The organism is Leptolyngbya sp. FACHB-1624 (assembly GCF_047649235.1).
GTDB lineage: Bacteria > Cyanobacteriota > Cyanobacteriia > Leptolyngbyales > Leptolyngbyaceae > Leptolyngbya > Leptolyngbya boryana.
This window is the reverse complement of sequence record NZ_CP180258.1, coordinates 1,545,063-1,571,232: the sequence shown is the minus strand read 5'-3', so window position 1 is coordinate 1,571,232 and position 26,170 is coordinate 1,545,063. Positions and strand designations below refer to the sequence as shown.

30 protein-coding genes are annotated in these 26,170 nt (G+C 46.4%); 16 read left to right on the top strand and 14 right to left on the bottom strand.

Going from position 1 to position 26,170, the window contains the following annotated elements:
- Positions 1 to 122 precede the first annotated feature (122 nt).
- The 5 genes from ACMUEV_RS07270 to ACMUEV_RS07250 all read left to right on the top strand — a co-directional run bounded on the left by ACMUEV_RS07270 (position 123) and on the right by ACMUEV_RS07250 (position 6,981).
- A complete protein-coding gene (locus ACMUEV_RS07270) occupies positions 123 to 1,295 on the top strand; it encodes a DNA double-strand break repair nuclease NurA (RefSeq protein WP_190652769.1) in 1,173 nt (390 codons plus the stop codon).
- A 159-nt stretch (positions 1,296 to 1,454) separates the two neighbouring features.
- Positions 1,455 to 3,224, top strand: coding sequence for a glycoside hydrolase family 10 protein (locus ACMUEV_RS07265; protein WP_190652770.1), 1,770 nt, complete (start codon positions 1,455 to 1,457; stop codon positions 3,222 to 3,224).
- A 177-nt stretch (positions 3,225 to 3,401) separates the two neighbouring features.
- Positions 3,402 to 4,403 (top strand): 2-hydroxyacid dehydrogenase, encoded by a 1,002-nt coding sequence (locus ACMUEV_RS07260; RefSeq protein ID WP_190652771.1) that lies wholly within the window; start codon positions 3,402 to 3,404, stop codon positions 4,401 to 4,403.
- The gene (locus ACMUEV_RS07255) at positions 4,400 to 5,641 is read left to right on the top strand and encodes an acetate/propionate family kinase (RefSeq protein ID WP_190652772.1); all 1,242 of its coding nucleotides are present in this window, start codon (positions 4,400 to 4,402) and stop codon (positions 5,639 to 5,641) included. The genes ACMUEV_RS07260 and ACMUEV_RS07255 overlap by 4 nt, the downstream gene beginning before the upstream one ends.
- Entirely contained in the window at positions 5,638 to 6,981 is a 1,344-nt protein-coding gene (locus ACMUEV_RS07250; RefSeq protein WP_190652773.1) for a cytochrome P450, read from the top strand. The genes ACMUEV_RS07255 and ACMUEV_RS07250 overlap by 4 nt, the downstream gene beginning before the upstream one ends.
- Before the next feature lie 100 nt (positions 6,982 to 7,081).
- Here ACMUEV_RS07250 and ACMUEV_RS07245 read toward each other — a convergent pair whose 3' ends face one another.
- Positions 7,082 to 7,966 carry a bile acid:sodium symporter family protein gene (locus ACMUEV_RS07245; protein WP_190652774.1) on the bottom strand — a complete coding sequence of 295 codons (885 nt, stop codon included), beginning with the start codon at positions 7,964 to 7,966 and terminating at the stop codon, positions 7,082 to 7,084.
- A gap of 205 nt (positions 7,967 to 8,171) precedes the next feature.
- Here ACMUEV_RS07245 and ACMUEV_RS07240 point away from each other — a divergent pair, with 205 nt between their 5' ends.
- Positions 8,172 to 9,425, top strand: coding sequence for a vWA domain-containing protein (locus tag ACMUEV_RS07240; protein ID WP_017289809.1), 1,254 nt, complete (start codon positions 8,172 to 8,174; stop codon positions 9,423 to 9,425).
- Here the strand turns inward: ACMUEV_RS07240 and ACMUEV_RS07235 are convergent.
- Positions 9,397 to 9,831, bottom strand: coding sequence for a hypothetical protein (locus ACMUEV_RS07235; RefSeq protein ID WP_190652775.1), 435 nt, complete (start codon positions 9,829 to 9,831; stop codon positions 9,397 to 9,399). The genes ACMUEV_RS07240 and ACMUEV_RS07235 overlap by 29 nt on opposite strands.
- Before the next feature lie 148 nt (positions 9,832 to 9,979).
- Between ACMUEV_RS07235 and psb29 the strand changes: the two genes are divergently transcribed.
- The 3 genes from psb29 (at position 9,980) to ACMUEV_RS07220 (ending at position 11,972) form a co-directional block, all read left to right on the top strand.
- Positions 9,980 to 10,666: a photosystem II biogenesis protein Psp29 gene (psb29, locus tag ACMUEV_RS07230; protein ID WP_190652776.1), complete on the top strand. Its 687-nt coding sequence runs from the start codon at positions 9,980 to 9,982 to the stop codon at positions 10,664 to 10,666.
- Between the two features lie 120 nt (positions 10,667 to 10,786).
- Positions 10,787 to 11,227 (top strand): cyanase, encoded by a 441-nt coding sequence (gene cynS, locus ACMUEV_RS07225; protein ID WP_190652833.1) that lies wholly within the window; start codon positions 10,787 to 10,789, stop codon positions 11,225 to 11,227.
- A gap of 82 nt (positions 11,228 to 11,309) precedes the next feature.
- On the top strand, positions 11,310 to 11,972 hold the full coding sequence (locus ACMUEV_RS07220) for a cation diffusion facilitator family transporter (RefSeq protein WP_190652777.1): 663 nt from the start codon (positions 11,310 to 11,312) through the stop codon (positions 11,970 to 11,972).
- A 4-nt stretch (positions 11,973 to 11,976) separates the two neighbouring features.
- Here the strand turns inward: ACMUEV_RS07220 and ACMUEV_RS07215 are convergent, their stop codons facing one another.
- The 6 genes from ACMUEV_RS07215 to rpmG form a co-directional block, all read right to left on the bottom strand.
- Positions 11,977 to 12,555 (bottom strand): Uma2 family endonuclease, encoded by a 579-nt coding sequence (locus ACMUEV_RS07215; RefSeq protein ID WP_190652778.1) that lies wholly within the window; start codon positions 12,553 to 12,555, stop codon positions 11,977 to 11,979.
- A gap of 225 nt (positions 12,556 to 12,780) precedes the next feature.
- Positions 12,781 to 12,999, bottom strand: a complete 219-nt coding sequence (locus ACMUEV_RS07210; RefSeq protein WP_239741209.1) for a hypothetical protein — start codon at positions 12,997 to 12,999, stop codon at positions 12,781 to 12,783.
- A 1-nt stretch (position 13,000) separates the two neighbouring features.
- A complete protein-coding gene (locus ACMUEV_RS07205) occupies positions 13,001 to 13,228 on the bottom strand; it encodes a BrnT family toxin (protein ID WP_242044680.1) in 228 nt (75 codons plus the stop codon).
- A gap of 76 nt (positions 13,229 to 13,304) precedes the next feature.
- Positions 13,305 to 15,326, bottom strand: a complete 2,022-nt coding sequence (locus tag ACMUEV_RS07200) for a ribonuclease catalytic domain-containing protein (RefSeq protein WP_017289817.1) — start codon at positions 15,324 to 15,326, stop codon at positions 13,305 to 13,307.
- Between the two features lie 107 nt (positions 15,327 to 15,433).
- Positions 15,434 to 15,649, bottom strand: coding sequence for a 30S ribosomal protein S18 (rpsR, locus tag ACMUEV_RS07195; protein WP_017289818.1), 216 nt, complete (start codon positions 15,647 to 15,649; stop codon positions 15,434 to 15,436).
- A gap of 86 nt (positions 15,650 to 15,735) precedes the next feature.
- Entirely contained in the window at positions 15,736 to 15,930 is a 195-nt protein-coding gene (gene rpmG, locus ACMUEV_RS07190; protein WP_071596236.1) for a 50S ribosomal protein L33, read from the bottom strand.
- 320 nt (positions 15,931 to 16,250) lie between these two features.
- On the opposite strand from rpmG, the gene ACMUEV_RS07185 reads away from it, so the two are divergent.
- Both ACMUEV_RS07185 and ACMUEV_RS07180 read left to right on the top strand, forming a co-directional pair.
- Positions 16,251 to 16,559, top strand: a complete 309-nt coding sequence (locus ACMUEV_RS07185; RefSeq protein WP_415354751.1) for a PIN domain-containing protein — start codon at positions 16,251 to 16,253, stop codon at positions 16,557 to 16,559.
- A complete protein-coding gene (locus tag ACMUEV_RS07180) occupies positions 16,540 to 16,755 on the top strand; it encodes a hypothetical protein (protein ID WP_017289820.1) in 216 nt (71 codons plus the stop codon). The genes ACMUEV_RS07185 and ACMUEV_RS07180 overlap by 20 nt, the downstream gene beginning before the upstream one ends.
- A gap of 68 nt (positions 16,756 to 16,823) precedes the next feature.
- Here ACMUEV_RS07180 and dxs read toward each other — a convergent pair whose 3' ends face one another.
- Positions 16,824 to 18,716: a 1-deoxy-D-xylulose-5-phosphate synthase gene (dxs, locus tag ACMUEV_RS07175; protein ID WP_190652779.1), complete on the bottom strand. Its 1,893-nt coding sequence runs from the start codon at positions 18,714 to 18,716 to the stop codon at positions 16,824 to 16,826.
- A gap of 178 nt (positions 18,717 to 18,894) precedes the next feature.
- Here dxs and ACMUEV_RS07170 point away from each other — a divergent pair, with 178 nt between their 5' ends.
- The 3 genes from ACMUEV_RS07170 (at position 18,895) to ACMUEV_RS07160 (ending at position 21,442) form a co-directional block, all read left to right on the top strand.
- Positions 18,895 to 19,902, top strand: coding sequence for an FkbM family methyltransferase (locus ACMUEV_RS07170; protein WP_190652780.1), 1,008 nt, complete (start codon positions 18,895 to 18,897; stop codon positions 19,900 to 19,902).
- Between the two features lie 37 nt (positions 19,903 to 19,939).
- A complete protein-coding gene (locus ACMUEV_RS07165) occupies positions 19,940 to 21,112 on the top strand; it encodes a M20 family metallopeptidase (RefSeq protein ID WP_190652781.1) in 1,173 nt (390 codons plus the stop codon).
- 75 nt (positions 21,113 to 21,187) lie between these two features.
- Positions 21,188 to 21,442, top strand: coding sequence for a hypothetical protein (locus tag ACMUEV_RS07160; RefSeq protein ID WP_017289824.1), 255 nt, complete (start codon positions 21,188 to 21,190; stop codon positions 21,440 to 21,442).
- Between the two features lie 77 nt (positions 21,443 to 21,519).
- Here the strand turns inward: ACMUEV_RS07160 and ACMUEV_RS07155 are convergent, their stop codons facing one another.
- The 5 genes from ACMUEV_RS07155 to ACMUEV_RS07135 all read right to left on the bottom strand — a co-directional run bounded on the left by ACMUEV_RS07155 (position 21,520) and on the right by ACMUEV_RS07135 (position 23,904).
- Complete coding sequence (locus tag ACMUEV_RS07155; protein ID WP_190652782.1) at positions 21,520 to 21,972, bottom strand: type II toxin-antitoxin system VapC family toxin; 453 nt, start codon at positions 21,970 to 21,972, stop codon at positions 21,520 to 21,522.
- Positions 21,973 to 21,974: 2 nt separating this feature from the next.
- On the bottom strand, positions 21,975 to 22,205 hold the full coding sequence (locus tag ACMUEV_RS07150) for a hypothetical protein (RefSeq protein WP_017289826.1): 231 nt from the start codon (positions 22,203 to 22,205) through the stop codon (positions 21,975 to 21,977).
- Between the two features lie 266 nt (positions 22,206 to 22,471).
- Positions 22,472 to 22,744, bottom strand: a complete 273-nt coding sequence (locus tag ACMUEV_RS07145; protein ID WP_190652783.1) for a type II toxin-antitoxin system RelE family toxin — start codon at positions 22,742 to 22,744, stop codon at positions 22,472 to 22,474.
- The gene (locus tag ACMUEV_RS07140) at positions 22,731 to 22,946 is read right to left on the bottom strand and encodes a hypothetical protein (RefSeq protein WP_190652784.1); all 216 of its coding nucleotides are present in this window, start codon (positions 22,944 to 22,946) and stop codon (positions 22,731 to 22,733) included. The genes ACMUEV_RS07145 and ACMUEV_RS07140 overlap by 14 nt, the downstream gene beginning before the upstream one ends.
- A gap of 64 nt (positions 22,947 to 23,010) precedes the next feature.
- On the bottom strand, positions 23,011 to 23,904 hold the full coding sequence (locus tag ACMUEV_RS07135) for a cation diffusion facilitator family transporter (RefSeq protein WP_190652785.1): 894 nt from the start codon (positions 23,902 to 23,904) through the stop codon (positions 23,011 to 23,013).
- Positions 23,905 to 24,128: 224 nt separating this feature from the next.
- Between ACMUEV_RS07135 and ACMUEV_RS07130 the strand changes: the two genes are divergently transcribed.
- On the top strand, positions 24,129 to 24,470 hold the full coding sequence (locus ACMUEV_RS07130; RefSeq protein WP_242044685.1) for a hypothetical protein: 342 nt from the start codon (positions 24,129 to 24,131) through the stop codon (positions 24,468 to 24,470).
- Positions 24,467 to 26,119 (top strand): FAD-binding domain-containing protein, encoded by a 1,653-nt coding sequence (locus ACMUEV_RS07125; protein WP_190652787.1) that lies wholly within the window; start codon positions 24,467 to 24,469, stop codon positions 26,117 to 26,119. The genes ACMUEV_RS07130 and ACMUEV_RS07125 overlap by 4 nt, the downstream gene beginning before the upstream one ends.
- Positions 26,120 to 26,170 lie beyond the last annotated feature (51 nt).

Genomic DNA, 26,170 nt, shown 5'->3' with positions numbered 1-26,170 from the left:
GAGAGTGGGGAGTAGAGGAGTAGGGAGTGAGGACAGAAAAACATTTCCCCACCTCCCCACTCTCCACTCCTCACCTCTTCAAAGGTCTGATATAGTACCTAGATACCAAATGGTATCTCCCTATGCCGATTAAGCCCTCGCAAATTCTCAATCTGCTCGATCGTAAACGCGAAGATTTTGCACTGTTCGATCGCGCTGCTCTACAAGCGTTGCAGCAGTATGGAACTGCATTAATTCAACTGTCGCAGAAATCTGATCAAGCCATATCAGCAGCACTCGACGGGATCAGAGAGTGTGGAGCTAGACCCTTAGAGCCGTTGGGAATGTTTCCAGAATGGGTCATGCACGCAGGATTGTCCTGGCAAAATCGTGAAGAAAGTTTGGAATGGGTGCGCGATCGAATTACTGGCGTCTCAACGTTTTCAGTAGACGGATCACAGATTTATCCTAGTAAAGACTTTTCAATTCCGGTCGCACTTGTGCAGATTGGCTGGTATGAAAACTTTCATTTACCTTCAGGTGAGTATCAAAAAGATATTGAGTTAGATGTTCTTACACCCAATGATCTGAAAGTTGGACGCGGTGATCTTGCCGATCGACGAGTAAATTTACGTCGATTTGAAATGGAATGCGATCGCATTATTCAATATATGGAAGAACATGCAGGACAACGCGATTGTTTAGCATTTTTCGATGGATCGCTGATTGCAACATTTTCAGAAGCGTTTGATGAAGAGACACGCAGTTTTTATTTGAGATGTATTCTCAACGTATTACGTGCGAGTGAAGATTATCGCGTTCCGGTGATTGGATATATCGATACTTCCAGCGCACGAGATTTAACAGAGATGATTCAGCGATTAGCTCAGCTACCCGATAGTAAAACGATTCATGATGCTCAATTGTTAAATCGCGCGAAAAATCAGATGCAGTGGGGCGATCGCACGCCGATTTTTTTGTCTCAACGGTCTGGAGTTCTAGACTTATATCAGGAACATCGCGATCGCATCGCATTTACTTACCTCAAAACCAATCGGGATAGCTATGCGGCTCGAATTGAACTGCCCCTGTGGATTTATGAAGAAGGCTGGCACGATCAAATTCTCGATTGGGTTCGGGCTGAGGTCATCATTGGCGGCGGATATCCTTATGTGATCGAAACGGCGGATCAAGTCGCAGTTTTGAAAAATGACGATCGCCAAACCTTTTATCGATTGTTACAAGAGTGGGCAGAAAAAGAAGATCTGACCCTGAGACTGTCTCGCAAGATGATTAGTAAAGCGCGGCGAAGATAAGAAACGCTAACAAAATGCGGAATTGAACGACACAGATGCGATGTTGAATCAAGCTTTCTGGTTTGACTCACAGAGAGTGATGCGTTCGTCCTTCCCAACTCACAGGAATCGACGCAGAGCTTTGAGACAAACCAGCTCAATATCATCGGAGTCCTATCTATGCGTCGTGCTTGGATCTTTGGGTTCGTCACACTCCTGACACTCTTGACGATCGCACATCCCACTTTCTCCCAAACCAATTTCACGGACATTCAATCTCACTGGGCAAAACCCTGCATTGAGAAATTGGCACAAAAAGGAATCATTAGCGGTTTCCCAGGCAATCAGTTTCGTCCGAATGCACCAGTCACCCGCGCACAATTTGCGGCAATGATTGCTAAGGCATTTCCTGAACAGATGAATGCTCCCAGTCGTCCTGCGATTCAGTTTCGCGATGTTCCCGCGAATTTCTGGGCGCGAGATGTCATTCAGAAAGCGTATCGATCGCAGTTTTTTTCAGGCTTTGAGAATCAGACCTTTAAGCCCGATTTAGAAATTCCGAGAGCGCAAGCATTAACCGCATTAGCAAGCGGCTTGAAGCTCAAACCAACTAATGATGTTGAACTCAGCAACAAAGCATTCATTGACACTCGAACTATTCCTAACTTTGCGAAAAGCGCGATCGCGGCAACCACCGCAAAGCAAATTACCGTCAACTATCCAATCATGCGTCGATTGAACCCGAATCGAACTGCTCAACGCGGTGAAATCGCAGCGTTTCTCTGTCAGGCATTACCCGATACTAAAGGCTTGATTAGCAACCAATTCATTCCTAAACCAGAAACACAGGCGCGAGAAATTCGTGGTGTATGGCTAACTAACATTGATAGTGATGTCTTGTTTGAGAAAGAGCGCCTGAGTAATGCTGTCAATGAACTATCGCGATTGAACTTTAATACGCTTTATCCGACGGTACTGAATTGGGGATATACCTTGTATCCCAGTAATGTCATGCAGCAAGAGATTGGATTTCCAGTCGATCCGCGCCCCGTTGCAGCAGGATTACGCGATCGCGATATGCTGCAAGAACTGATCACCGAAGCTCGCTCAAAAGGGATGGCGGTGATTCCTTGGTTTGAGTTTGGGTTTATGGCTCCCAAAGATTCAGAACTTGCTCAAAAACACAAAGATTGGTGGACACAGAAACGCAATGGCTCGGTTGATTATCAACCTTCAGCCCTCGACGGCAAGCAAATTCCAGTCTGGTTCAATCCCTTCAAACCTGAAGTTCAACAGTATCTTCTGAACTTAGTCACTGAAGTGGTTGAAAAATATGATGTTGATGGGATTCAGTTCGATGATCACTTTGGTTTACCTGTGAGCTTTGGATACGACGACTTTACGGTTAATCTCTACAAAAAAGAACATCAAGGTAAAGCTCCACCTAGCAATGAGCGAGATCCAGAATGGTCACGTTGGCGCTCAGATAAACTACAAGACTTTCTGACCAAGCTTTTCCAAACGGTCAAATCTCGCAAGCCGAATGTTCTGATCTCACTGTCACCGCTAGATTTACCCTTTGCTTATGAGGAACATCTAGTGGATTGGCATAAGTGGAGAGAAGCAGGTTTGCTTGAAGAAGTCATTCCCCAAATCTACTTTCAGGGACAGAAGTTTGTCGATCGTAGTAACCCTGACAACTGGGTAACCTTAAAAGCTGCTCGCGATACGGTTCCCACTGCGATCGGGATTTTAAGTGGATTGTCTAGCACACCTCGCCCAATCGAAGAAATTCAGCGTCAAGTCAAAGCCGTCCGCGATCAAGGCTATGCTGGAATGTCGTTTTTTTTCTATGAAACCCTGTGGAATAAATCGCCTGAACCGATTGGCGATCGCAAAGCAGGCTGGCAAACTATCTTCAAAGAGAAAGTTGAGCGCTTTCGGCTATAAGATTTGCTAGCTCTACTCGTCGATCTCATTCATTATGCAGAGTGTGGAGTAGGGAGTCCCCACTCCACACACACATCAATCCTTGAGGAAATCCAAAGAATCAGAACTCGTAGCTGAAGAGACAAGACTCGCACAGGCAATTTCGTTAAAATGATCGTCGCAAAGTGAGCCAGATTTATGAAAGTTGCTTTTTTCAGTACCAAATCATACGATCGCCGATTTTTTGAAGCTATCAATGCAACCTATCAGCACGACATCACCTTTTTTGAAGTACCACTAAACGCCGATACGGCAATGCTTGCGACAGGCTATCCCGCAGTTTGTATGTTCGTGAATGATGTCGCAGATACCGAGACTTTGAACAGTCTCGCTGCATATGGAACTCAGCTTCTCGCCTTACGATCGGCTGGATTTAACACCGTGAACTTACAACGAGCAGCAGAGCTAGACATCAAAGTAGTCCGTGTTCCAGCTTATTCTCCCTATGCCGTTGCAGAACATGCCGTTGCTCTCATTTTGGCGTTGAATCGTAAAATTTACAGAGCTTACAATCGAGTTCGAGATGATAACTTTGCATTAGAAGGACTCCTTGGATTTGATTTGCATGGGTGTACCGTTGGGGTGATTGGTACAGGCAGAGTTGGCATGGTCTTTGCTCAAATCATGCAGGGATTTGGATGTTCTGTGATTGGATATGATGCCTATCCAAACGAGCAATTGACACAGTATGTTTCCTTACCTGAACTATTTGAGAAGTCTGATATTATCTCGCTGCATTGTCCATTGTTGCCAGAAACCTATCATTTGATTGATCAAAGTGCGATCGCACAAATGAAGCCCGGAGTCATGCTGATCAATACAAGTCGGGGGGCTTTAATTGATACGGATGCTGTGATCACAGGAATTAAAACTGGCAAAATTGGCTATCTAGGAATTGATGTTTATGAGCAGGAAGAGAACTTATTTTTCCAAGATCTCTCTGACACCATTATTCAAGATGACACCTTTCAGCTTTTACAATCTTTTCCGAATGTTTTGATTACCGCGCACCAAGCATTTTTTACTCGGAATGCCTTAGAAGCGATCGCAACAACAACGCTCTCCAATATTTCAGATTTTGAGCAAGGAAAGCCATTGAAGAACGAAGTTGTCTACCACCCTTCTCCAGCTTTACTATGAAAATTCTGGTGCTGAACGCAGGCTCAAGCAGCCAAAAGAGTTGTCTGTATTCAATCGACGATCGCCTACCCAATGAACCCCCAGAGCCAATGTGGGAAGCCGCGATCGATTGGGCACATCATCCCGGCTTTGCAGAGATCAAGGTCAAAACTGCAACTGAAGAACTGACAGAAGAGATTGAAGTCAAATCGCGTCTTGAGATTATGGCGCATCTGCTCTCAATGCTTTGGCAAGGGAAGACCGCAGTTCTCAATCACCCGACTGACATTGATGTGGTTGGACATCGAGTCGTACAAGGTGGGCAAGAATACTCTCAACCTGTACAGATTGATCAAACAGTGAAAGCAACGATCGATCGGCTTTCTACACTGGCTCCAAATCACAATCCTGCTAATCTCGAAGGTATTGAAGCGATCGAGCAATTTTTAGGAACTGAAATTCCACAGATTGCCGTATTCGATACTGCCTTTCATCGTCAAATCCCCGATGCTGCTGCAATCTACCCCGTTCCTTATGCTTGGGTCGAGCAAGGAATTCGGCGCTATGGATTTCATGGCATTAGTCATCAGTACTGTGCTGAACGAGCCGCACACTTGTTACAGCGAAACTTAGAAGACTTGCGCCTGATTGTTTGTCATCTTGGCAACGGGTGCTCACTTTCTGCCATCGCCCAAGGACATAGTATTGATACAACAATGGGATTCACGCCGCTCGATGGCTTAATGATGGGAACGCGCTCTGGTTCGGTTGATCCAGGGATTTTAATTCACTTGATGCGACAAGAAGGCTATTCTGTCGATCGCTTAGATCGCGAACTGAATCGAGAATCGGGTTTGAAAGGAATTTCTGGCGTTTCTGCTGATTTGCGCCAAGTCATGAAGGCGATCGCAGACAACAATTCTCAAGCACAGTTAGCACTCGACATTTACATTCATCGCTTGCGCGCTTACATCGGGGCAATGCTCGCCAGTTTAGGAGGGGTAGATGCTTTGATTTTTACAGCAGGCGTGGGGGAAAATTCAGCGATCGTGCGTTCTCTAGCTTGTGAATCCTTTGGTTTTCTGGGCTTAAAGCTTGATGCTCACAAGAATGCAAATCGCCCCGTTGATCAAGATATTGCCACAACAGATTCAACGGTACGAGTTTTAGTCATTCATACGCAAGAAGATTGGGCGATCGCTCAAGAATGCTATCGTTTAAGAGCTAAACATGTATCGCTTCACGAGAAACAATCATGATGAGCCAACTCCCGAATCAGATTACGGCTCCAGCTTGGGTGCAACTTTTCAATTGGATTGTTGATCCGCTTGGATTCCTGGACAAATACACTCAGAAGCATAGTGATGTTTTTACCATGCAACTGGCTGGACTGGGATTGTCTGTCGTCATTGCCAATCCGAAAGCGATTCAGGAAATCTTTAATCAAGATGCAAAGTTTGATATGGGACGGGGTAATGCGCTCGCAGAACCGCTGTTAGGACGAAATTCTTTGCTGTTACTGGATGGCGATCGCCACCGACGAGAACGCAAATTACTCATGCCGCCTTTTCATGGGGAAAGACTGCACACTTACGCCACGCAAATCTGCAAAGTTGCTGATCAAGTGGCAAGTCAGTGGCAAACTGGACAGCCTTTTATTGTCCGAACCTCGATGCAAAATATTAGCTTAGAAATCATCTTGCAAGTTGTTTTCGGGTTGAGTGAAGGAGAGCGATATCAACAGCTTAAAGTTCTCCTGACCGAATGGCTGGACATGACCGATTCACCTTCACGATCGAGCATGTTATTCCTAAAATTTTTGCAGAAAGACTGGGGAGCTTGGACTCCTTGGGGACGGATGCAACAGCGCCAACGCCAAATTCATGACCTACTTCAGGCAGAAATTGACGAGAGAAGAACGAAGGGAGATGAGAAACGGAGTGATGTTCTCAGCCTGATGATGGCAGTGCGAGATGAAACTGGGCAAGCCATGAGCGATGAAGAATTGAGAGATGAATTGCTCACGATCTTGTTTGCTGGACATGAGACCACTGCAACAACTCTATCTTGGGCGTTTTACCAGATTCATCAACAGCCAGAAGTGCGTGAGAAATTGCTCAAAGAGCTTGAAAGCCTAGATGCACATGCGTCTCCAATGAGCATGGCTCAACTTCCCTACTTGAATGCTATCTGTCAGGAAACACTCCGAATGTATCCTGTGATTCCTGTGCTGTTTCCGCGCATTTCTAAAGTGCCTGTGAAGGTTGCAGACTATTCATTTGATGCAGATACGACTCTCTGGATATCTCCTTATCTGGTGCATTATCGAGAAGATGTATATCCAAATGCTCACCACTTTGAGCCGGAACGATTTCTCGATCGACAGTACTCGCCTGCTGAGTATTTTCCCTTTGGAGGCGGGAGTCGGCGATGTTTGGGATATGCGCTGGCTCAGTTAGAAATGAAGCTCGTTCTGGCAACAATCTTATCGAAATACCAACTTGCTTTAGCTGACGATAAACCTGTGAAACTACAGCGCCGTGGGTTTACGCTCGCTCCGACAGGTGGAGTGCGAATGGTGTTGACTGAGAAGCCATAGATATCTTTCGAGGTTCAGGACTTTAAGCTAGTCGTGCGAAGTGGGGAGATGGGGGAGTGGGGAGAACCCAGATTCACATTGCTCCCTATCCCCATCAGATTTACTGTAGTGAACTACTGGACACTCTACTGCTCGCTTGTCTGCCATAAAGGATAGAACCGAAGCCAGTAATATACATCAATAAGCTATAAACCGCAGCGGGCACAGCCATATCGGGGTTGTTGAGTAAACCCGCAGTGATAGCAATTGCTAGCGTTCCGTTTTGAATCCCGACTTCAATAGCGATACAGATTTGTTGAGCGAGCGGCAGCCGAAACAGCTTTCCGACCAGAAATCCTGCCAGTGTTGCCAGGAGGTTGAGCAATACGACACCGATTCCCACCTGCACCAGAAATCCTGGGAGCTTACTTCCTTCTCGTACCAGCAACAGCACAATAATCAGCGCTAACAATCCTATGGCAAGTCGGCTCATTTGCTTTTCTAGACGGCGTGCTGTGTCAGGAAACTGATGACGAATTGCCATGCCGATCGCTGTCGGTAGCAGTGTGATCAGAAAAATTTGCAGCATGGTTTGACCAATCGGTAAAGCGATTGCAGCACTTTGCCCCAGGAAATATTGCAGCGCCAGATTTGTAAAAATGGGAATCGTAAACACAGTAGCAATGCTACTCAGCGCTGTGAGCGTTACTGACAGAGCAACATCGCCCTTTGCCAGATAAGTTATGAGATTAGAAGAAGGACCACCCGGACAAACTGCCAGAACAATCAGACCAACCGCGATTTCGGGTTGCATGGGAACGACCAGCGTGATCAGTACCCCAATCAGCGGCAGCAGTAATAGCTGGCAGATCGTGCCCACCGCAACTGCTTTGGGATCACGAGTAATTCGCTTAAAATCTTCTGGAACCAGACTTAACCCCATACCCAACATCACAATTGCCAGAGCCAGCGGTAGTAAAACAGAGGTGAAGATGTTGCTCTGCATCGTTATTAGACATTGATTTTGATTTGCACAGGTATCATACAAGAATATGTTCAGAGTTTCGGTGTGCTCTGCTCACACTCCCTGCACCCGTCAGACAAACTTGAACCAATCAATTTGAATCGTTCGGCAATCCGAATGCGGAGAGAGCATAAGCTAAGCTGTAGTTGTTGAGCAAGTCAAAGTTCTCCAAAGTGGAGTTGTTATCATGCAGGTCGGTTTGAACTGTGCGCTGAGTGATGTCCATATTGATGCTGCTCAAGCAAGTAGTCAGCGTCAGATGGCAATCTCGATCGAAGCCATCCCCCAAGCGTCGCCTCGTGAGACTCCGCTCAATCTCTGTCTGGTTCTCGATCAGAGTGGATCGATGGCAGGTCGATCGCTGCAAACTGTTCAACAAGCCGCCGCTAGGCTCATCGATCGCTTATCCCCAGGAGATCGACTCTCGATCGTCACGTTCAATCACAAAGCCAAAGTTCTCCTCCCCAATCAAATCGTTGAGGATCCAGAGCCGTTAAAACTTGCCTTAAACCGTCTGGAAGCTTCGGGCGGCACTGCGATCGACGAAGGGATTCGACTCGGAATTGAAGAAGTCGCAAAAGGGAAAAAGAATGCCGTTTCACAGATGTTTCTCTTGACGGACGGAGAGAATGAACACGGCAGTAACGATCGCTGTCTCAAACTCGCTCAAGTCGCGACCGGATACGGTCTGTCGATTAATTCACTCGGATTCGGAAGTGCTTGGAATCAAGACGTTTTAGAAAAAATCGCCGATGCGGGTGGTGGGGCACTTTCTTATATTCAAGAACCTGAGCAAGCGGTGACAGAGTTTGGGCGATTGTTCGATCGCATTCAATCGATCGGCTTAACGAATGCCTTTTTACGCATTGTTTTATCGCCAGGAGTTCGCCTCGCAGACTTTAAGCCTGTCGCCCAAGTTGCACCCGAAACCGTCGAATTACTTGTGCAGCATGAAGATAACTTAGTCGGCGCGCGCTTAGGCGATTTGATGGTCGGCTCACCTCGCGTGATTTTGGCGAATGTTTACCTGACGCAGTTGCCGGAAGGGAAAAATACGATCGCCGAAATTCAAGTGAAATACGATGATCCAACTTCAGGTGAATTAGCACTCGCCTCTGAAACCTTCCCGGTTGAAATTACAGCTCAAACTCAATACCAACCCGCACCAAACTCAGACGTTCAGCAGCATATTCTCGCTCTCGCAAAATATCGACAAACCCAAATCGCCGAAACCAAATTGCAGCAAGGTGATCGACAAGGAGCCGTAACCATGCTGCAAACAGCCGCACAAACTGCTTTGCAAATGGGCGATCGCAATGCGGCAACCGTTTTACAAACTAATGCAACTCAACTGAGTTTAGGAGAAGACTTATCGGAAGTCGATCGTAAAAAAACTCGACTCGTTTCTAAAACTATTTTGCAGGCGGGAGATTCTGAGTAGGCGTACCGAATTCAACCGTCGGCAGCGCACAAATCTTTTTCGTCATCTGTGGATCAGAATAGCGATCGGTTTTCCAAGTTGCAGGAGAGCCGACTCCGTTGGTATACGTGATCTGATTGGTTTTGCAATTCACATCTGCATAGAGAAACTGAAACACGCCACTGCACGCTGTCCCGCTATTTTTTCCCATCGTCTGCACAACGATCAGTTGACGAATATTTTTATCTGGCTGATTGGGGCGTTCCTGACGTGCCACGATAAATTCTGGATCTGTATAAAATTCGCAACCATCCCGCGTCTGCCGCATCAGCAGACTATATTTTCTCATCACGAAATTAAACGTTTCAACATCAGGAAGTGCTGCCATTGCTGAACTCTGACCCAAAATGGCAAGAGCAAGTGTCATAGTGATTAAGCGCTGCATACAGACCTCATCCGAATACAAATGGCTTGAATGATTTTGGCAGATTCAGTTCCCTAGGTTGATCAAAAAAATATCGATCCCACAATACCCTTTACAATGGTTGAATGTAGAATCCCACAGAAATTAAACCGTGAATAGCGTCCGTACTGTTTCCGATACTAAGCGATCGTTTTATAGTCTTCACACCCGTCCGGTGAATTCGATTTTCCGCCGAGTCGTGGAAGAATTGATGGTCGAAATGCACCTACTGGCTGTGAATACTGATTTTCGTTACGACCCGTTTTATGCATTGGGTGTCGTGACAACTTTCGATCGCTTTATGCAAGGGTATCGCCCTGAAGCTGATAAAGAGTCGATTTTTACAGCATTATGCAAAGCATTAGAAGCGGATCCACAGCAATATCGCACTGATGCTCAGCGATTAGTTTCGACGGCATCGAGCGCAGCTTGGGATTCAATGCTGATTCCAGATAAGGCATACGATTATCGAGAGGCGTTACAAGCCGTCGCGTCGAATCCAAAATTCAAGTACAGCCGCCTTTTTGCCGTGGGTTTATATACGATTTTGGAAGCGTCTAGCCCTGATGTGGTCAAAGACACCGCAAAACTGAACGAGACGTTTAAGCAAATTTGCCAAGCGTTAAATATTTCCGAAGAGAAAGTTCAGAAAGATTTAGAACTGTATCGCAGCAATCTCGAAAAAATGAATCAGATGCAAGTTGTGATTGCAGAAGCTTTGGCTGCCGATCGTAAAAAACGAGAAGAGCGTGAGCAAGCCCAAGCAAAACCGAAAGATGAAGCAACGTCTGAATCATAAGGCGATCGCAAATGCAGAATGGGGAGAGTAGAAAGCGCTCCCCATTTTTTGTATCGTTTGTAACAACGCAGCGGGATCAAACTCGACTACAAGTAGAACGGTATCGAGTTTGATTGCATGATGACTATTCCAGAAATTTCACAGAAACTATTCGCCGCGAAAAAAGCAAAAGGATTGAGCTTTGTAGATCTCGAATCTGTGCTTGGACGCGATGAAGTTTGGATCGCAGCGTTGTTTTATCGACAAGCGAGTGCATCTGAAGAAGAAGCAACCAAATTATTAGAAGCATTAGGCTTAAGCCTGGATCTTGTGCCTGAATTAGTAAGCTCCACGGTGAAAGGATTAGGGCCGATCGTGCCGACAGATCCTTTGGTCTATCGGTTCTATGAAATCATGCAGGTGTATGGAATGCCGATGAAAGAGGTTATCCATGAGAAATTTGGCGACGGCATCATGAGCGCGATCGACTTCACGCTTGATATTGAGAAAGTTGCAGATCCAAAAGGCGATCGCGTCCTCGTCACAATGAATGGAAAATTCCTCCCTTATAAGAAGTGGTAGATTTTTCGGACAATCCTCGGAAACTCATCTACACTAATCACAGTCAGAGATCCCTGACTCTTTGTGTTAGTTGAGAGAGCCGATGCACCCGCACGATTGTTCCTGTCCTGTCCACGATCCGCAAACCAAGCAGCGTCAACTTCTCACCGCTCTCATTCTGGTGGGAAGTTTCGCTGTTGCGGAATGTACGATCGGGCTATCAAGTCATAGTCTTGCATTAGTGGCTGAAGCAGGACATTTAGTTTCTGATTGCTTTGCTTTGTTGCTGGCATTGCTCGCCACTCGCATCGCTCAATCTCCGATGCAATGGGGCTGGATTGGAGAGAACACCGTTGCGATTAAACCGAGCCGATCGCCTGAAACTTGGGCTGCTTTACTCAATGGCTTGGGACTAGTTGCCGTCACGATTTGGATTATTTGGGAAGCGATCGAGCGATTTCAAACGGCTACACCAGAGATTTCCAGCATTCCAATGTTACTGACTGCGATCGTAGGCTTAGTTGTCAATGGAATTAACATTGCAGTGCTACATCAAGGCAGCGAATTCGATTTGAATTTGCGTGCCGCTTTTCTGCATGTGGTTGCAGATGCGTTGGGAGCAATTGGAGTGATTATCGCAGCGATCTCGGTGGCGGCATTTCATTGGATGTGGGCAGATGGCGCGATTAGTTTAGCGATCGCAGTTTTAATTCTAGGCTCAACCATTCCACTGATTCGCCAGAGCATTCAAGAGCTACGACGCTAATTTCCTAAATCCCTTTTCTCAATTCATTGACAGCAGTCTGCATATCCGTTTCTGCTATCAAAACGCATCGACTGAGAAGTTGAATATCCAAATCTTCTAACCCTGGAATCAAACTGCTTTGAATCGCTTGATATCCATTGTCAGATAAGCGATACAGCTTAAATACACCATCTTCCCAAAACCAGACTTCTAGCACTCCTAGAGCTTGATACTTCAACAATTTAGACTCACTACCAGAAGTGAAAATAATATCGATCGCGAGATCTGGAATCGGTTTTCTAGACCCAAAACAATAGCTTTCATCTGCTTCTGCCGCAGCTTCAGGCGGTTTTTTCTGAGTAAAACTTCCTGTAGGAAGAAACCAGACTCCTTTGTCTAAGCAGTAAAGCCCTAGCAGAAAAGCAATGATTCCCGAAAAAACTTCGTGGTCTTGTCCAGGCATCCGTAATTCAATGGTTCCTTGATAAAAACTCAACCGTCTTTTCACCTCAGAGAAAAGACGATCCATTTGCTCAAAATCTTGCCAACTTTTGTTATGGAGCAGGATTACAGAATCCTGAGAATGAGTCTGTGCAGTAGGCATGACTAGAAATTGAATGCTTGGTCTAATTCTAGGTCAATTCAAATCATCCAGCAGCAATTAGAGCTTGCTTGCTAGCTCTAAATTGTAGCAATGTAAATGCTCACAATTAGCCTGCAACCTGCTGAGCTTCTTGTGAAGTTACTTCTTGGAATCGGATTTCATCGCGACGTGGATCAACTAAGCTCACTTTCAAGCGCAATTGATCACCGGGGCGAATCGAGCTGCCTATGCCTCTGACTCGGATGATCTACTCACTTGGCGCTGAGCAACTTGCATCAATAGCCGTAAAGCATTATTGACATCTTCTTCGGTTGGGAAAGCTTGTGCAACATCAGGAGCTAGGAGAACTAAATTGGTTCCTTTTCGATATCGTTCAATATATTTCCCTCGGACTCCTTCTCCAAGTTGAGAAAAGTCATACTCAGAGCGTAATTCATCTTCCATCTCATTCTCCTTGCTCATAGAACCTCCTTTCTGAACGAGTGGCTTTTCGGGCGCTGATAATTCGGATTTTTTCGTCTCGGTCAGTATGAGCAACGACTAGCAGTTCTCCATATTGAGACATCCCAATGATAACGTAGCGACTTTCTCCGATCGAATGATCTGGATCTGGGAAGGTGAAAGACAGAGCATCATCAAATACAGTTGCTGCTGCTTCATAAGGAGATGCCATGTTTTCTATAATTTGATTCCGCTTTCTCTGGGTTCCACTCAAACTCCATGCGAATCGCGCCTACTGTAACCTTTAATTAACCTGCAACCTGCTGAGCTTCTTGTGAAGTTACTTCTTGGAATCGGATTTCGTCGCGACGTGGATCAACTAAGCTCACTTTTAAGCGCAATTGATCACCAGGGCGAATCGATCGCTGTTGAAACACCATTGGTAATTCTAAACCTAGCTCTTCTAGCAACACTAATCCTAAGCCTTCATGCTCTCGCAACCAGCGCAGCATCAGAGCATCCCAAACCTCATCTGAATGTCGGCGGAGATACTCCAAACTCCAGTAGCGATTGGTATGTCGCTCCACAAAGACCGCTTCTTGAACGGCTAAGCCAATATTGATCATCAATTCTTTGACTTCTTCTTCAGAGAAGGGCAGCACATCTCCCCGCAAATGTGCCTTGATCTGAAAATGCGCGAGTAAATCGCTATAGCGGCGAATGGGAGAAGTGACTTGTGTATATGTATCTAATCCCAAACTCGCATGACGCGCAGGCGTAATCGTCAATTCGCTCCGAGGCATACAGCGCCGAATCGCACACGATCGCACAGGTCCCGCTGGAAGCTGCAACAATTCCTCATCTGAAGGAAGCTCTGGTTGAGGCTGTCCCCGAAACGGTAATGGCAAACTGTGAGTCTGAGCATAGCGCGCCGCCACTTCACCCGCCAAAATCATCATTTCAGCGACCAATTGCCGAGACATCGAATCGTCTAGAACCTCGATCGTCACTTCTCCGTCATTTTTGACTTTGATCGAAGACTCCGGCATATGAATACTAATCGCGCCTTGAGTCTGCCGCCATGCTGTGCGCTGCTTTGCCCACTTGGCTAATCCTTCGATTTCCGGTTCGCCCTGCACGTTTAAATGCAGCATTTCATCGACATCATCATAGGTCAGACGATACGTCGATCGAATCGAACTCGCATGAATACTGTAGTCCTCGATCGCACCCTCTGCGGTCAGGGTCACTGCAAAACTCAACGCACAGCAAATTACACCCGGATTCAAGCTCATCGGACCCGTCGCCAACTCCGACGGAAACATCGGAATCATGCCCGTTGGCAAATAAATCGTTGTAATCCGCTTGCGCGCATCGAGGTCTAACTCATCCCCCGGTACCACCCACCGAGTCGGGTCAGCAATATGAATCCAAATGCGCTCTCGCCCATCAGGTAACACTTCCAAGCTCAAACCATCGTCGATTTCTTTTGTGCTTTCATCGTCGATCGTATAAACCTTTAAGTGTGTCAAATCAAGACGATTGACATCTAAATCTTCAGGTGGGGATTCCAAACGGTGGTGCGCCACTTCCAAAACCTTCTGAGAAAATTGCATCGGAACCTGTGCGCGCCGTAGAAACAAGTTCTCGTGAGGACTCCAAATTCTCAGGTCAACGAGAAGTTGAAAGGCGGCGGGAGAGGTTTCAGGACGCTTTAGAGCAGACATCAGTTCGAGTGCGCTAGCCCGATTGGGAGTTTCTTCGCTGACTGCAAATCGCTCTAACGCATCTAAACGAGGTCGATCGCTGGCTTGCCATTCGACCGTTTCCCCGTCCAAGGCGAATCGGACTCGCTCTAAGAAACTCTGCCATTCGCGTTGGCGTTGAGCTTCCATCTCGATCTGATGCTTTAATTCTGCCACTTGATTCGCAGAACGTGGCTCATAGCGATCGCCCTTCTGCTTAAAGTAAAGCTTATCTTCTGAAAGTAAGTAGTGAGCAGCGTAACACATCGCTGCACTTTTGTCGGAAAACAGCAGTATTGCCATTTCCTCAGGGTTAGTGCTGTCTCCGGTTTCGATAAGAATTTCCCAAGCAACCTCTAGGCTTGAAGGGTCGAGATAAGGCTGCGTCTCTTTGAGAAAACTAGGGATATCCGTCGGTTTAAAACTTTGGTTGGCGACTTCGTAGGTGATTTGTCGCGGGTGAAGCGTATGATTCTGAGAACGATCGTCAATTACGATCCAGTGCTTTTTGCCTTCTGGACGCTCGGCAACAGCGAGACGACGCTCACCATTGACGCGAAATTCGACTAAGGTTCCCTTCTCCATTGAAATCTGTGGGGTGTAACTAGGGTGATCACAAAAGATGGGGAAACGGGGAGCAAGAATCGCGGTGGCACTTCTCCCTGTCTCCCCATCTCCCTAAAACAATTCTTTTAGCCTTCTGCGTTGACGAAGGGCAGTAATGCAATCACACGGGCGCGCTTGATCGCAACGGTCAAATCCCGTTGTTGTTTTGCAGTGAGTCCTGTGATTCGACGGGGCAAGATTTTGCCGCGTTCGGTGATGAATTTGCGCAGGAGATCGACATCTTTGTAATCGATCGGATCACCTGGTTTGATTGGAGAAATTCGACGACGGAAATAGCTCATGGAAGTATGTTTGGTAAAAGGTCATTGGGCGGCAGTTATCACTGCGGGCAAAAACTTACCAGCTTTTGCTGACAACCGAGATTCGGTTATTTGATCTCTTTATGAGCCGTATGCTTGTTGCAGTGCGTACAGAACTTCTTCAGTTCTAAACGAGCTGTGGTGTTACGACGATTCTTGGAGGTGGTGTATCGAGAAACACCAGGAGAACGCTTTGCCGGATTCGTCCGACATTCGGTACATTCCAGCGTAATGATTAGTCTTACGCCTTTATTCTTTGCCATGATTTTTGCACTGACGAGAACGATAAATGTGTCAAGACACGAAGATCTATTATTCCACATCTACAGGGGTTTGGACGGAAAAATTTGGGATTTCAATTCTGGAATCGAGTTACGAAAAGTGCGATCGTAATTTCTGAGGAGATTTTAAGATGGCAATATTAGTGTTGCTTGATTGAATGACAAGAATCTATCTGGATACAAGTGCCTACAATCGCCCTTTCGATGATCAAACTCAACCGAAAATTTTCCTTGAACTTCAAGCAGTCGTGATCATTCTACAAATGGTTGAAGCTTGAATCGTTGAGTTAGTTACATCCTCTGTGTTGGAGTATGAAAATAGCCGAAATTCAGATCTGCTCCGGCAAGAAGCGATGACTCGATATCTTCAGCTTGCTGAAATCCGACAAGAAGTGAATGAGGCAATCCAGCAGCGAGCAGAACAACTAGGACATAATGGAGTGAAAGCGATCGATGCACTTCATGTGGCATGTGCTGAGACGGCAAATAGCGATTATTTCATTACTTGCGATAAGCGATTGATTAATCGTTGCCAAGCTCTGACGATGAGAGTTGTCAACCCAGCGGATTTTGTATTGGAGATGAGCAGCAATGATTCAAGTGAAGAATGAACAACAAGTTCTTCAGCAGGGGTTACAGATCCTCTTAGCGAATATGGAACCCTCAGAAGTCGCGAAGTTCTGGGCAGCTTGCCATCTGGGAAATGGCGATTATCTTAAGACGAAAGATGTGCTTTTTGATCAGGAATCTGTTGCGAGTCTATATGGAAAAGTTCTGGATTTTCAAGAATCGAACCGCAAAAAATGAAGTTGCCATAACGCTTCTTCTTAAAAATCGAGGTTCCTAATTTCTACAACTAGGAACCTCGATCGTATCTAAATCGCTGCTACAGAGGGCTGTTTCGCAAACGATTTCAGAATTCGTTCTGCCATTTGAGGGGGAGTTAAACCTAACTCCGCTTTAGACTGATCCGGAGTCGCATGATCGACCAGAATATCCGGTACACCAATCCGCGTCACAGGCACAATTACCTCAGCATCCATCAAGGATTCGAGCACCGCAGAACCAAATCCGCCTTGCAGACAGCCTTCTTCCAGCGTCACGACTCGCCCAATTTTTTGAGCCAATGGCAGGATCAACTCTTCATCGAGCGGCTTCGCAAACCGAGCATTCACTACAGTTGCTTCAATGCCATGCTCGCTGAGAATTTCAGCCGTTTGCATGGCGGGATAGACCATCGAGCCATATCCAAGCAGCAGCAAATCATCCCCTTGACGGAGAATTTCAGCCTTACCGATCGGTAATTCTTCCCAACCTTCTTCCATCAACGGCACACCGTAGCCATTGCCGCGCGGATAACGCATCGCGATCGGTCCCTGCGTGTGATTGATTCCCGTAACAATCATGCGCTGCAATTCGGCTTCATCTTTCGGAGCCATCAGCACCATGTTGGGAATCGATCGCAGATAGGCGATGTCATACATGCCTTGGTGTGTCGGCCCATCTGAGCCAACAATTCCGGCACGATCCATACAGAAGAACACCGGAATGTTCTGGATACAGACATCATGCACGATCTGGTCGTAAGCACGCTGCAAGAAGGTGGAATAGATCGTCGCGACTGGACGCATTCCTTCACACGCGAGACCTGCTGCCAAAGTGACAGCATGTTGTTCAGCAATACCAACATCGATATACTGCTTGGGCACTCGTTTTTGGAAAATGTCCAATCCGGTTCCCGTTGCCATCGCTGCTGTGATGCCGAGAATTCGAGGATCGTTTTCAGCCAACGTGCTCAGGGTTTCGCCAAACACTTTCGAGTAGCTCGGAGGTTTGGGCTTGCTCGAAGGAATCGCTTTACCTGTTGCCAGATTAAATGGCGTTTGGGCATGGTAGCCGACTTGATCTTGTTCGGCGATCGCATATCCTTTTCCCTTTACGGTTGCCACATGCACCAGCACGGGGCCAGTTTGTTTATGCGCTTCTTTAAAGGTTGCGATCAATTCCTCTAAGTTATGTCCATCGACTGGACCCATATAAGTAAAGCCAAGTTCTTCAAACACGGCTCCGACTTTGGGCACTGCCAGTCGCTTCATGCCTTCTTTGAGTCGCGACAACTCTGGAGAAAATGGCATGTTCTTCATTTGTTCCTCAATGTTGTCAGTGAGGAATTGGACAGGCGGGCTGAGCCGCATTTTATTCAAATAGCGGGGAATTGCACCAACGTTGGGCGAAATCGACATTTCGTTATCATTGAGCACCACCAGAAGATTTGTTTTGGGCAAATGTCCTGCATGGTTGATCGCTTCGAGTGCCATACCGCCAGTGAGCGCACCGTCACCGATCACAGCAACAGTTTTGTAATTTTCACCTTTGGCATCGCGAGCCAGCGCCATGCCTAATGCAGCAGAGATGCTGGTGGAAGCGTGACCTGCGCCAAAATGATCGAATTTGCTTTCACAGCGCTTTAGATAGCCTGCAACGCCGTCTTTTTGCCGCAACGTATCGAAATTGGCATAACGACCCGTAATCAGTTTGTGCGGGTACGCTTGATGTCCGACATCCCAGATCACTTTGTCGCGATCGAGATCTAGGGTTTGATAAAGGGCGAGGGTTAGTTCGACAACACCCAATCCGGGACCGAGGTGCCCCCCGATCGCTGCGACCGTTTGTAAGTGCTTTTCGCGAATTTGACGTGCAATTTGCTGAAGCTGAAAAATCGACAAACCGTGCAACTGGTTTGGGTGGGTCAATTCACTCAAATGCATACCGGGGTATCCTTCGGATGACGTGATGTGAGCGGTAGAGGAACTCTACCTCTTATCACTCTAGTCCATCGGGGGTAATGATTCAGAGTACTTGTATGCAATTTGCAACGTTTTCTCTTAACGAAAAGTTAGGGAACCAATGGGGAATCCTGGGAAAGACGTTGCATTGCATACAGTTATGACTTCTCAAACCCTTCGTCTGAAGAAGGCAGTGAAAACAATTCCAGGTTTGAATTATCTTGCCTCTGTTCTTAAGTATGACGGGATGGGGGGATGGGTGTTTCAACGCCCAATTTTGCAGTGGATCTGTGATCCGACTTTGAGACAGCAGCTCCCTGGTTTGTATCGCTTCTTTGGAGTCTATTGCCAATGGTTCTTTGACATCACAGGAGCCGGATATCTACGAGGAGGACATCTCCTTTTTCCAATGGTTGCCAAATTCTCGAACCAGCAGTATCTCAAACTTCAACTTCCAGAATTTACAGTCTTTCTTGATGCGAAGGATTGGCGAATGTTTGCGGTGGTGCATGAATTAATGAGCCATAAGGCAGATACTAAGATTCTGTCGCGCTACTTGAGTGCAGGAGATACCTTTTTGGATGTCGGGGCAAATCACGGCAGTTTCTCGATCGTAGCGAGTCAATTAGTCGCGACTCAAGGCAAAGTGATTGCGATCGAGCCGCAGCCAAAACTGGCAAAAGCGATCGAACTTTCACTGTCTGAAAATCGCTTCTCGCCTTTTCAGGTGCATCAAATTGCTGTTGGAGATTCAGAAGGCGAAGTGGAGTTGATGATTCCGAAAGATACATCCGGTGCAGCAGGATTGTATCAAGAACATTCGGGCACTCAGGACTATGAGAAAGTGACGGTGCCCATGAAGCCGTTTGATGCTCTAGATTGGCAGAGTCTTCCGGGCAGAGTGGTGATGAAGCTGGATGTGGAAGGCTGTGAATATCGTTTTCTCAACGGCGCGAGAAAGATGATTGCCGCACGAAAGCCGATTCTGATTATGGAAATCAATCCTGACACATTAAAAGCAGCCAGAACACCCGCAGCAGAAATGAAACAACTTTTGCGCGAATTGGGCTACGTGCAGTATGCAGAGATGCGATCGCTCGATCAAGTTTTGCCGATCGAGCAATTAGATGCTGGAACTTGGCGCAATATTGTGCTGTTTGCAAATTGACCGTTTTATCATGGGTGAAACGCAACGATTTTCACCCATGAAAGACCGCATTAAAGATCTCGCCCTTTCACTTGCGCCTCGCCTCATTGAAATCCGTCGCCATTTGCATAGTCATCCAGAGCTAAGTGGACAAGAACAGCAAACCGCAGTGTATGTCGCTGGGGTTTTGTCGTCTTGTGGATTGCATGTAAAAGAAGCGATCGGGAAAGTTGGAGTCATCGGTGAGCTTTCGGGCGGGGATGATCCGCGACTGCTAGCGATTCGCACCGATATGGATGCATTACCGATTCAAGAGCGCACCGGACTCGAATTTGCGTCTCGACAGCCCGGAATTATGCATGCGTGTGGTCATGATGTACATACGACTGTGGGGCTTGGAACGGCGATGGTATTATCGCAACTAGGTGTTTCTCTTCCAGGAAAGGTTCGATTTCTATTTCAGCCTGCGGAGGAAATTGCTCAAGGTGCGCAGTGGATGGTTCAGGATGGCGCGATGAATGATGTGAATGCGATCTTATCGGTGCATGTGTTTCCCAGTATTCCAGCTGGAAAGATTGGTATTCGATATGGTGCATTGACAGCGGCAGCGGATGATCTGGAGTTGACGATTCTTGGCGAGTCGGGGCATGGGGCGCGTCCGCATGAGGCGATCGATGCAATTTGGATTGCGTCGCAGGTGATTACGGCGTTGCAGCAGGCGATTAGTCGGACTCAGAATCCGTTGCGCCCGGTGGTGTTGACGATCGGGAAAATTAGCGGCGGACGTGCGCCGAATGTGATCGCGGATCAGGTGACGATGATGGGCACTGTGCGATCGCTGCATCCTGAGACGAATGATGCACTCCCGACTTGGATTGAGAATATTGTGTCGAGTGTCTGTCAGACTTACGGGGCGAAGTATGAGATGAACTATCGACGCGGTACGCCTTCGGTGCAGAATGATGCGAAATTGACGAATTTGTTAGAGTCGGCGGCGCGCGAGGTTTGGGGCAGCGAAAGTATTCAGATTATTCCAGAACCTTCCTTAGGTGCAGAAGATTTTTCGTGCTATTTGCAACATGCGCCGGGGAGTATGTTTCGTTTAGGCGTTGGATTTGCAGACAAGAAAAATTATCCGTTGCATCATCCGCAGTTTGAGGTCGATGAAAGTGCGATCGTGACGGGAGTTGTGACGATGGCGTGTGCTGCATATCAGTATTGGCATCAGTAAGGTTCTTTCTTGTGAGAGAAGCGCGATTGTAACGCGATCGCGAATACTGAAACGAGTTGATTTTAGGAGTATCTAATGGCTTCTTCCACTCGGCTGACTGGATTAGATTTAGTAGATTGTGCCAGAGCGAATGCGAAACAAGGAATCGAAGAGGCAGCAATGCTCTGTGGATATGGTTCGGATTTGAACGGGTTTCGCTCAGAACTGAAGCAGGCTTGCGACCATATGCGGATCGAGTTTCATGAGTTGAGCGATTTGATCAAAGGGGAATCGATTTCAGTGGGATTAGATGGAGTGACTGTGGAACCAGATTCGTCAGGCGAATTGTAATTCTGTGATTCCAAGATCGCGAGATTTGGAAAGTGTAATCCAGTTGTGAGCGAGCAAATCAAAGGCGCAAATCCTGATTACGATGAAAGCGTCAAATTTTTGATCGTAACGACTCTCAGTTCTGTGACTCGCTCTAAAGCTGTATCGTTGGTCAGAAATACATCACATCCAGCGACGATCGCGGTTGAAATTTGGAGAGCATCAGGCAGTTTTAGATTGTATTTCACTCGAATTTCTGCGGTTTTGCATCCGACTACCGTATCACTGGGTTGAAAAAAGGTGTTGGTTCCAGAAACAATCACGGCTGTGAAATCTTGCTGGAGTTTCTGTAAGCCCTGACGTGTAGGAAGGATTAAGCACTCTGCTAGTGTGATTGGCGAAGTTACTGCTTGAAAAGTTCCGTTTTGTATTTCTTGGAAAATGGGTTGAACGATCGCAAAATACTGAGCATTTCGCTCAATGTAGTAGATGACTGGAGCAGTATCTAAGAAAATCTTAGTTGCTGCTAAAAAAGCTTGCTCAAATTGCATGACTATCCTCGAAGCATTTCTTCGCGATCGTCCCATTCTTCGCGAATCTGATTCACCCAATCTTGAGCATCTTGACCTTTGAGAAGGTTTGGAGCAATTCCTTCTAGATCTTGCCAAGATTTCTTCGGTTGAGTTTGATTTTCCATGTGTTGAATGTGTTCAATCAGTTGCAATCGCTCTTCGGGTGCGAGTTGAGCAATCTCACTCAAAACTTGCTGGAGTAGAGGACTCATGATACTTCTGAAGTAGGGTTGGCTTAATTGTACTCTGGAAAATTCGGCGATCGCGTTTCAGTCAAAAGGGCAATTGCTATGGCAGATCTCTCTGAAACAATCTCATCTGGCACAATCACAAACACAGAGGTATTAGTTCCTTCGATGCCTTGCTCAGTTGCTTGCCACCATTCCTCAGTTTTTTGGAGCGACTGCCAATCAACCCAAGTTTTCTGATTTTGAGATCGCCAACAGAATGCTTAATTCTCGTGTTGCCTTAACTCTTGTTATGGAAAAAGCCTGTAAATCTCTTTTCGATGAGCAATTCTCTCACAGACCAGGATTTGTGCGTCTTTGTCCAACGTAATTCCAATCCGATAGTTGCCTACACGGATTTTGTATTTGTCAGAATAGCCTTTTAGCTTCTCCAAGTATCCCAATTCAAAAGGATTTTCCGACTCTAGCTCCTCGAAGACAATCGGCTCTACTCGTTCTTGAATCTCTGTTGGCAAATCTGCTAACTCTTTCAGAAATCGTTTTGTGTATTCAACCGCCCACATGCTGCTTGCCTTTGAGCGACTGATAATACTTTAGAGCTTCTTTTTTGGAGAGCCGTTCAGGTTCATCTGAATTTTCCATCAGTTGAACTAGCCCGTAGTTTTCTAGGATTTCTTCAATTTGCTCGAAATCAGAGATCGCAATTTGTACTGCAATAGGACGTTGATTCTCATCAAGAATGTACTGCTTCTGAATATCTAGCATGTCGATGTGTTCTGGAGAATTTAGTTCTATTATGCACTGCGATCGATGACCTATGAATCACTTCTCATCCCCCAAAACTAATACGATTCTCCTGATAAGAAGGCGGTTCAACGTGAATGATCACCCGCACCGGACTATAACGCTCCATCAGTTTTGCTTCCACGTCTTCTGTAATCTGATGGGCAATTTCAACCTCATTCGTGTCTACAACCAAGTGCATTTCGATAAACGTCTGTCGCCCAACCACACCCCGCGAAGCAATATCGTGACAGTTCAACACACCCGGAACCGACATCGCGATCGCATGAATGGCTTCGGGTGCGATCGCAATTTCATCGACTAACCACGGCAAATTCTGCTTTAGGACTGACCAGCCACTTCGGAAAACGAGAATCGCGACTGGAAATGCTAGGACTACATCTAACCATTGCCAGTTGAATACCCAAATTCCAATCAGCCCTCCTAGCACACTGATCGTCACCCAAACGTCACTCATCGTATGTTGAGCGTCGGCAATCAGAATGGGACTATTCACCCGGAGTCCTTCTCGTCGTTCGTAGAACGTGACAAATAGGTTCACACCTAGCACCAGCAATAACAACCACAATTCCGTACCAGAGATCGCCACAATATGGTTTTTTCCAATGCGCTCGATCGCACTTTGCACGATTTCAAAACAGGCAATGCCTAGAAACGCAGCGACTCCTAAAGCTCCGATCGCTTCATATTTCTGATGACCATAGGGGTGATCGCGATCGGGCAAAGGCGAAGAAAACCGACTTGAAGCTAATCCCAAAATGTTACTCGCACTATCCGTTAGGCTATGCAGTGCATCAGCAAGTAAACTCAGCGAACCTGTTAGCCAACCGACCACTGCCTTGAGCAACAAAACAAAGAGATTTAAGAATAAAGTGATCAATAAAACTTTGCGAACTGTCGATCGATTATCGAAAAGCATATCGGTTTAATATTGCTACGATTTTTAGTGTAGATCTGACGCTCAAAAAAAGCTCGAAAGCTTTAGAAATAAGTGCTTTTATCTATTCATAATCTGATTGTTTTCTTACAAGAATTCTCAATATCAAACTGTAATCATGCCATTTCTCGATTAATTGCAAATTTGATTAGTGTACTTGTTGTAAAAAATTGTCAGATAATTGAAAACGACGCATCAAAATGAAAATGTCTCAACTTACGTTAAACCTTGATACTGGCTCAGTTATGTTTCAGTTCACGCCTGAAGCCGCACAGCAATTAAAAACCGCGTTAAATGAATTAATGGGGCGGCTGAAAAATACGGCAACTAAAACAACACCAGGGAGTAAAACCGCACCCCAACCGTCGATGGAATATCGCTACACTGGAGATGTCTTTTTAGAGCTTTTCTGCAATCCCAATATTTGGGCATCTCCGTTTGCTGCTAGAGTGCTCGTGACCTTGCGAGACGATCGAATTCGACTCAACACCGAAGCCGAACTGAGCCGCCTGATTGAGGATGTCAACCAATTTATCGAACAGCAATGAATCGGACGATCGTTTGGTTTCGCCGGGATTTACGTATCAGTGATCATGCACCTTTGCATCGTGCAATCTCACGAGGTGCTGTAATTCCGGTGTTTATCTTCGATCGTGCGCTTTTACATCATCCTGAAACCGGATCAGCGCGAGTCGCATTTATGCTCGATTGTTTACGATCGCTCGATGAGGATTTGCGCGATCGCGGTGGACGCTTAATTCTCAGATTCGGTGATCCGGTTGAACTCTTGCCCGATCTGATTCGCGAAACTGGAGCAGATGGAATCTATGCATATGTCGATTACGAACGCATCTATGGCAGAGTTCGAGATGCCCGATTAAATCAAGCGTTAGTAGAACAAGGTCTAAAAATTCGCTGGTTCGAGCCAAGCGGAGCCGCATCAGGATTGATGGACTATCGCGACTATCGGAAATTGTGGTATCGAGACATGAGTGCAGAAATGCTCTCGACTCCGTTGAACATTCCGACTCCTGAGGATATTGCCAGCGAACCCATTCCGAAACTGACTGATTTGGGTTTAGTTCCCGATGGTAAGTTAATCCCGCCTGCGGGAACGAGTGCCGCTCGCGATATCTTGGGACAATTTTTGAATGAAAAGCTCGATCGCTATTATTGGCAACTTTCGTATCCCGGTGCAGAAGTCACATCTGGATTAAGCCCACATATCAAATTTGGAGCAATTTCGATTCGAGAATGTTATCAAACTGCACAACGTATTTTGAAATACACAAGCGATCAGAGAATTGAACGAAGTTGTAAGCAGTTTATTTCACGTTTGCGTTGGGGAAGTGGATTTGCTCAACGATTTCGATATTTACCGCAGTTAGAACTACGATCTCTCTATTCAATTTTTGATCAAGACGGATGGGAATTCGATGAAACCCTCTACGAAGCTTGGAAGACCGGACAAACCGGATTCCCGATCATCGATGCGGCTGCAAGATGTTTAGAAGCAACGGGTGGCTGGATGGCGTTAAATTTTCGATCGCGGGCGCTGTATTCTAGCTTTCTCAGCAATTTGATGAACCACGATTGGCGGTATGGTGCGCTGCATTTTATGCGGCATTTAATTGATGGAGATTGCCCGATCGATCATTATCAATGGGCAATGCAAGCCGGAGTGACGCATTGTTTAGATAAAAGTTGGACTCGCATCTATAATCCCGAACAGGCAGCCGTCGATCGCTGTGATCCCGAAGGTGCATTTATCAAAAAATGGGTTCCAGAACTGGCAAAGATTCCGGCTGTTCAACTCGGCTTACCGCCACGGGTGAAAGACTACCCTCAGCCAATTTTGAACTATCGAGAAGCGCGGGCGCGTCGCGTTCAGCAACTCGAAGAACAGCGATCGAGTTTCCGTCAGCAATTCGACATTTTGCCACATTTGGCTCGTATGCCGAAATCAGTTTTGCCATTTGGAAGCGATCGATTTGAAAGTGAGATTCAATGGGCGCAAAAATCTTCTCCTTCTCTCTTTCCGGCAGCATTGGATTTAGATCAGTTAGATATTGAGCGATCGACTTGGTTGCGATCGTGGTTAGTTGCCCATGTCGAAATTAAACCGCAAAAAACCACGTCTCGTCGAAAAAAATCTCAGCCTGATCCGAACGTGATTCAACTGAGCTTGCTTGAATAGTCGTCCCGTTTTCTCAAGTTCTACACTGAAGATTGAGCCGCCAATTCAGAT

Bases quoted from the DNA above. Each gene is read 5' to 3' on its own strand.
- ACMUEV_RS07270 (WP_190652769.1), top strand. From the start codon at position 123: ATGCCGATTAAGCCCTCGCAAATTCTCAATCTGCTCGATCGTAAACGC.
- ACMUEV_RS07265 (WP_190652770.1), top strand. From the start codon at position 1,455: ATGCGTCGTGCTTGGATCTTTGGGTTCGTCACACTCCTGACACTCTTG.
- ACMUEV_RS07260 (WP_190652771.1), top strand. From the start codon at position 3,402: ATGAAAGTTGCTTTTTTCAGTACCAAATCATACGATCGCCGATTTTTT.
- ACMUEV_RS07255 (WP_190652772.1), top strand. From the start codon at position 4,400: ATGAAAATTCTGGTGCTGAACGCAGGCTCAAGCAGCCAAAAGAGTTGT.
- ACMUEV_RS07250 (WP_190652773.1), top strand. From the start codon at position 5,638: ATGATGAGCCAACTCCCGAATCAGATTACGGCTCCAGCTTGGGTGCAA.
- ACMUEV_RS07245 (WP_190652774.1), bottom strand. From the start codon at position 7,966: ATGCAGAGCAACATCTTCACCTCTGTTTTACTACCGCTGGCTCTGGCA.
- ACMUEV_RS07240 (WP_017289809.1), top strand. From the start codon at position 8,172: ATGCAGGTCGGTTTGAACTGTGCGCTGAGTGATGTCCATATTGATGCT.
- ACMUEV_RS07235 (WP_190652775.1), bottom strand. From the start codon at position 9,831: ATGACACTTGCTCTTGCCATTTTGGGTCAGAGTTCAGCAATGGCAGCA.
- cynS (WP_190652833.1), top strand. From the start codon at position 10,787: ATGACTATTCCAGAAATTTCACAGAAACTATTCGCCGCGAAAAAAGCA.
- ACMUEV_RS07220 (WP_190652777.1), top strand. From the start codon at position 11,310: ATGCACCCGCACGATTGTTCCTGTCCTGTCCACGATCCGCAAACCAAG.
- ACMUEV_RS07215 (WP_190652778.1), bottom strand. From the start codon at position 12,555: ATGCCTACTGCACAGACTCATTCTCAGGATTCTGTAATCCTGCTCCAT.
- ACMUEV_RS07210 (WP_239741209.1), bottom strand. From the start codon at position 12,999: ATGGAAGATGAATTACGCTCTGAGTATGACTTTTCTCAACTTGGAGAA.
- ACMUEV_RS07205 (WP_242044680.1), bottom strand. From the start codon at position 13,228: ATGGCATCTCCTTATGAAGCAGCAGCAACTGTATTTGATGATGCTCTG.
- ACMUEV_RS07200 (WP_017289817.1), bottom strand. From the start codon at position 15,326: ATGGAGAAGGGAACCTTAGTCGAATTTCGCGTCAATGGTGAGCGTCGT.
- rpsR (WP_017289818.1), bottom strand. From the start codon at position 15,649: ATGAGCTATTTCCGTCGTCGAATTTCTCCAATCAAACCAGGTGATCCG.
- rpmG (WP_071596236.1), bottom strand. From the start codon at position 15,930: ATGGCAAAGAATAAAGGCGTAAGACTAATCATTACGCTGGAATGTACC.
- ACMUEV_RS07180 (WP_017289820.1), top strand. From the start codon at position 16,540: ATGATTCAAGTGAAGAATGAACAACAAGTTCTTCAGCAGGGGTTACAG.
- dxs (WP_190652779.1), bottom strand. From the start codon at position 18,716: ATGCATTTGAGTGAATTGACCCACCCAAACCAGTTGCACGGTTTGTCG.
- ACMUEV_RS07170 (WP_190652780.1), top strand. From the start codon at position 18,895: ATGACTTCTCAAACCCTTCGTCTGAAGAAGGCAGTGAAAACAATTCCA.
- ACMUEV_RS07165 (WP_190652781.1), top strand. From the start codon at position 19,940: ATGAAAGACCGCATTAAAGATCTCGCCCTTTCACTTGCGCCTCGCCTC.
- ACMUEV_RS07160 (WP_017289824.1), top strand. From the start codon at position 21,188: ATGGCTTCTTCCACTCGGCTGACTGGATTAGATTTAGTAGATTGTGCC.
- ACMUEV_RS07155 (WP_190652782.1), bottom strand. From the start codon at position 21,972: ATGCAATTTGAGCAAGCTTTTTTAGCAGCAACTAAGATTTTCTTAGAT.
- ACMUEV_RS07150 (WP_017289826.1), bottom strand. From the start codon at position 22,205: ATGAGTCCTCTACTCCAGCAAGTTTTGAGTGAGATTGCTCAACTCGCA.
- ACMUEV_RS07145 (WP_190652783.1), bottom strand. From the start codon at position 22,744: ATGTGGGCGGTTGAATACACAAAACGATTTCTGAAAGAGTTAGCAGAT.
- ACMUEV_RS07140 (WP_190652784.1), bottom strand. From the start codon at position 22,946: ATGCTAGATATTCAGAAGCAGTACATTCTTGATGAGAATCAACGTCCT.
- ACMUEV_RS07135 (WP_190652785.1), bottom strand. From the start codon at position 23,904: ATGCTTTTCGATAATCGATCGACAGTTCGCAAAGTTTTATTGATCACT.
- ACMUEV_RS07130 (WP_242044685.1), top strand. From the start codon at position 24,129: ATGTCTCAACTTACGTTAAACCTTGATACTGGCTCAGTTATGTTTCAG.
- ACMUEV_RS07125 (WP_190652787.1), top strand. From the start codon at position 24,467: ATGAATCGGACGATCGTTTGGTTTCGCCGGGATTTACGTATCAGTGAT.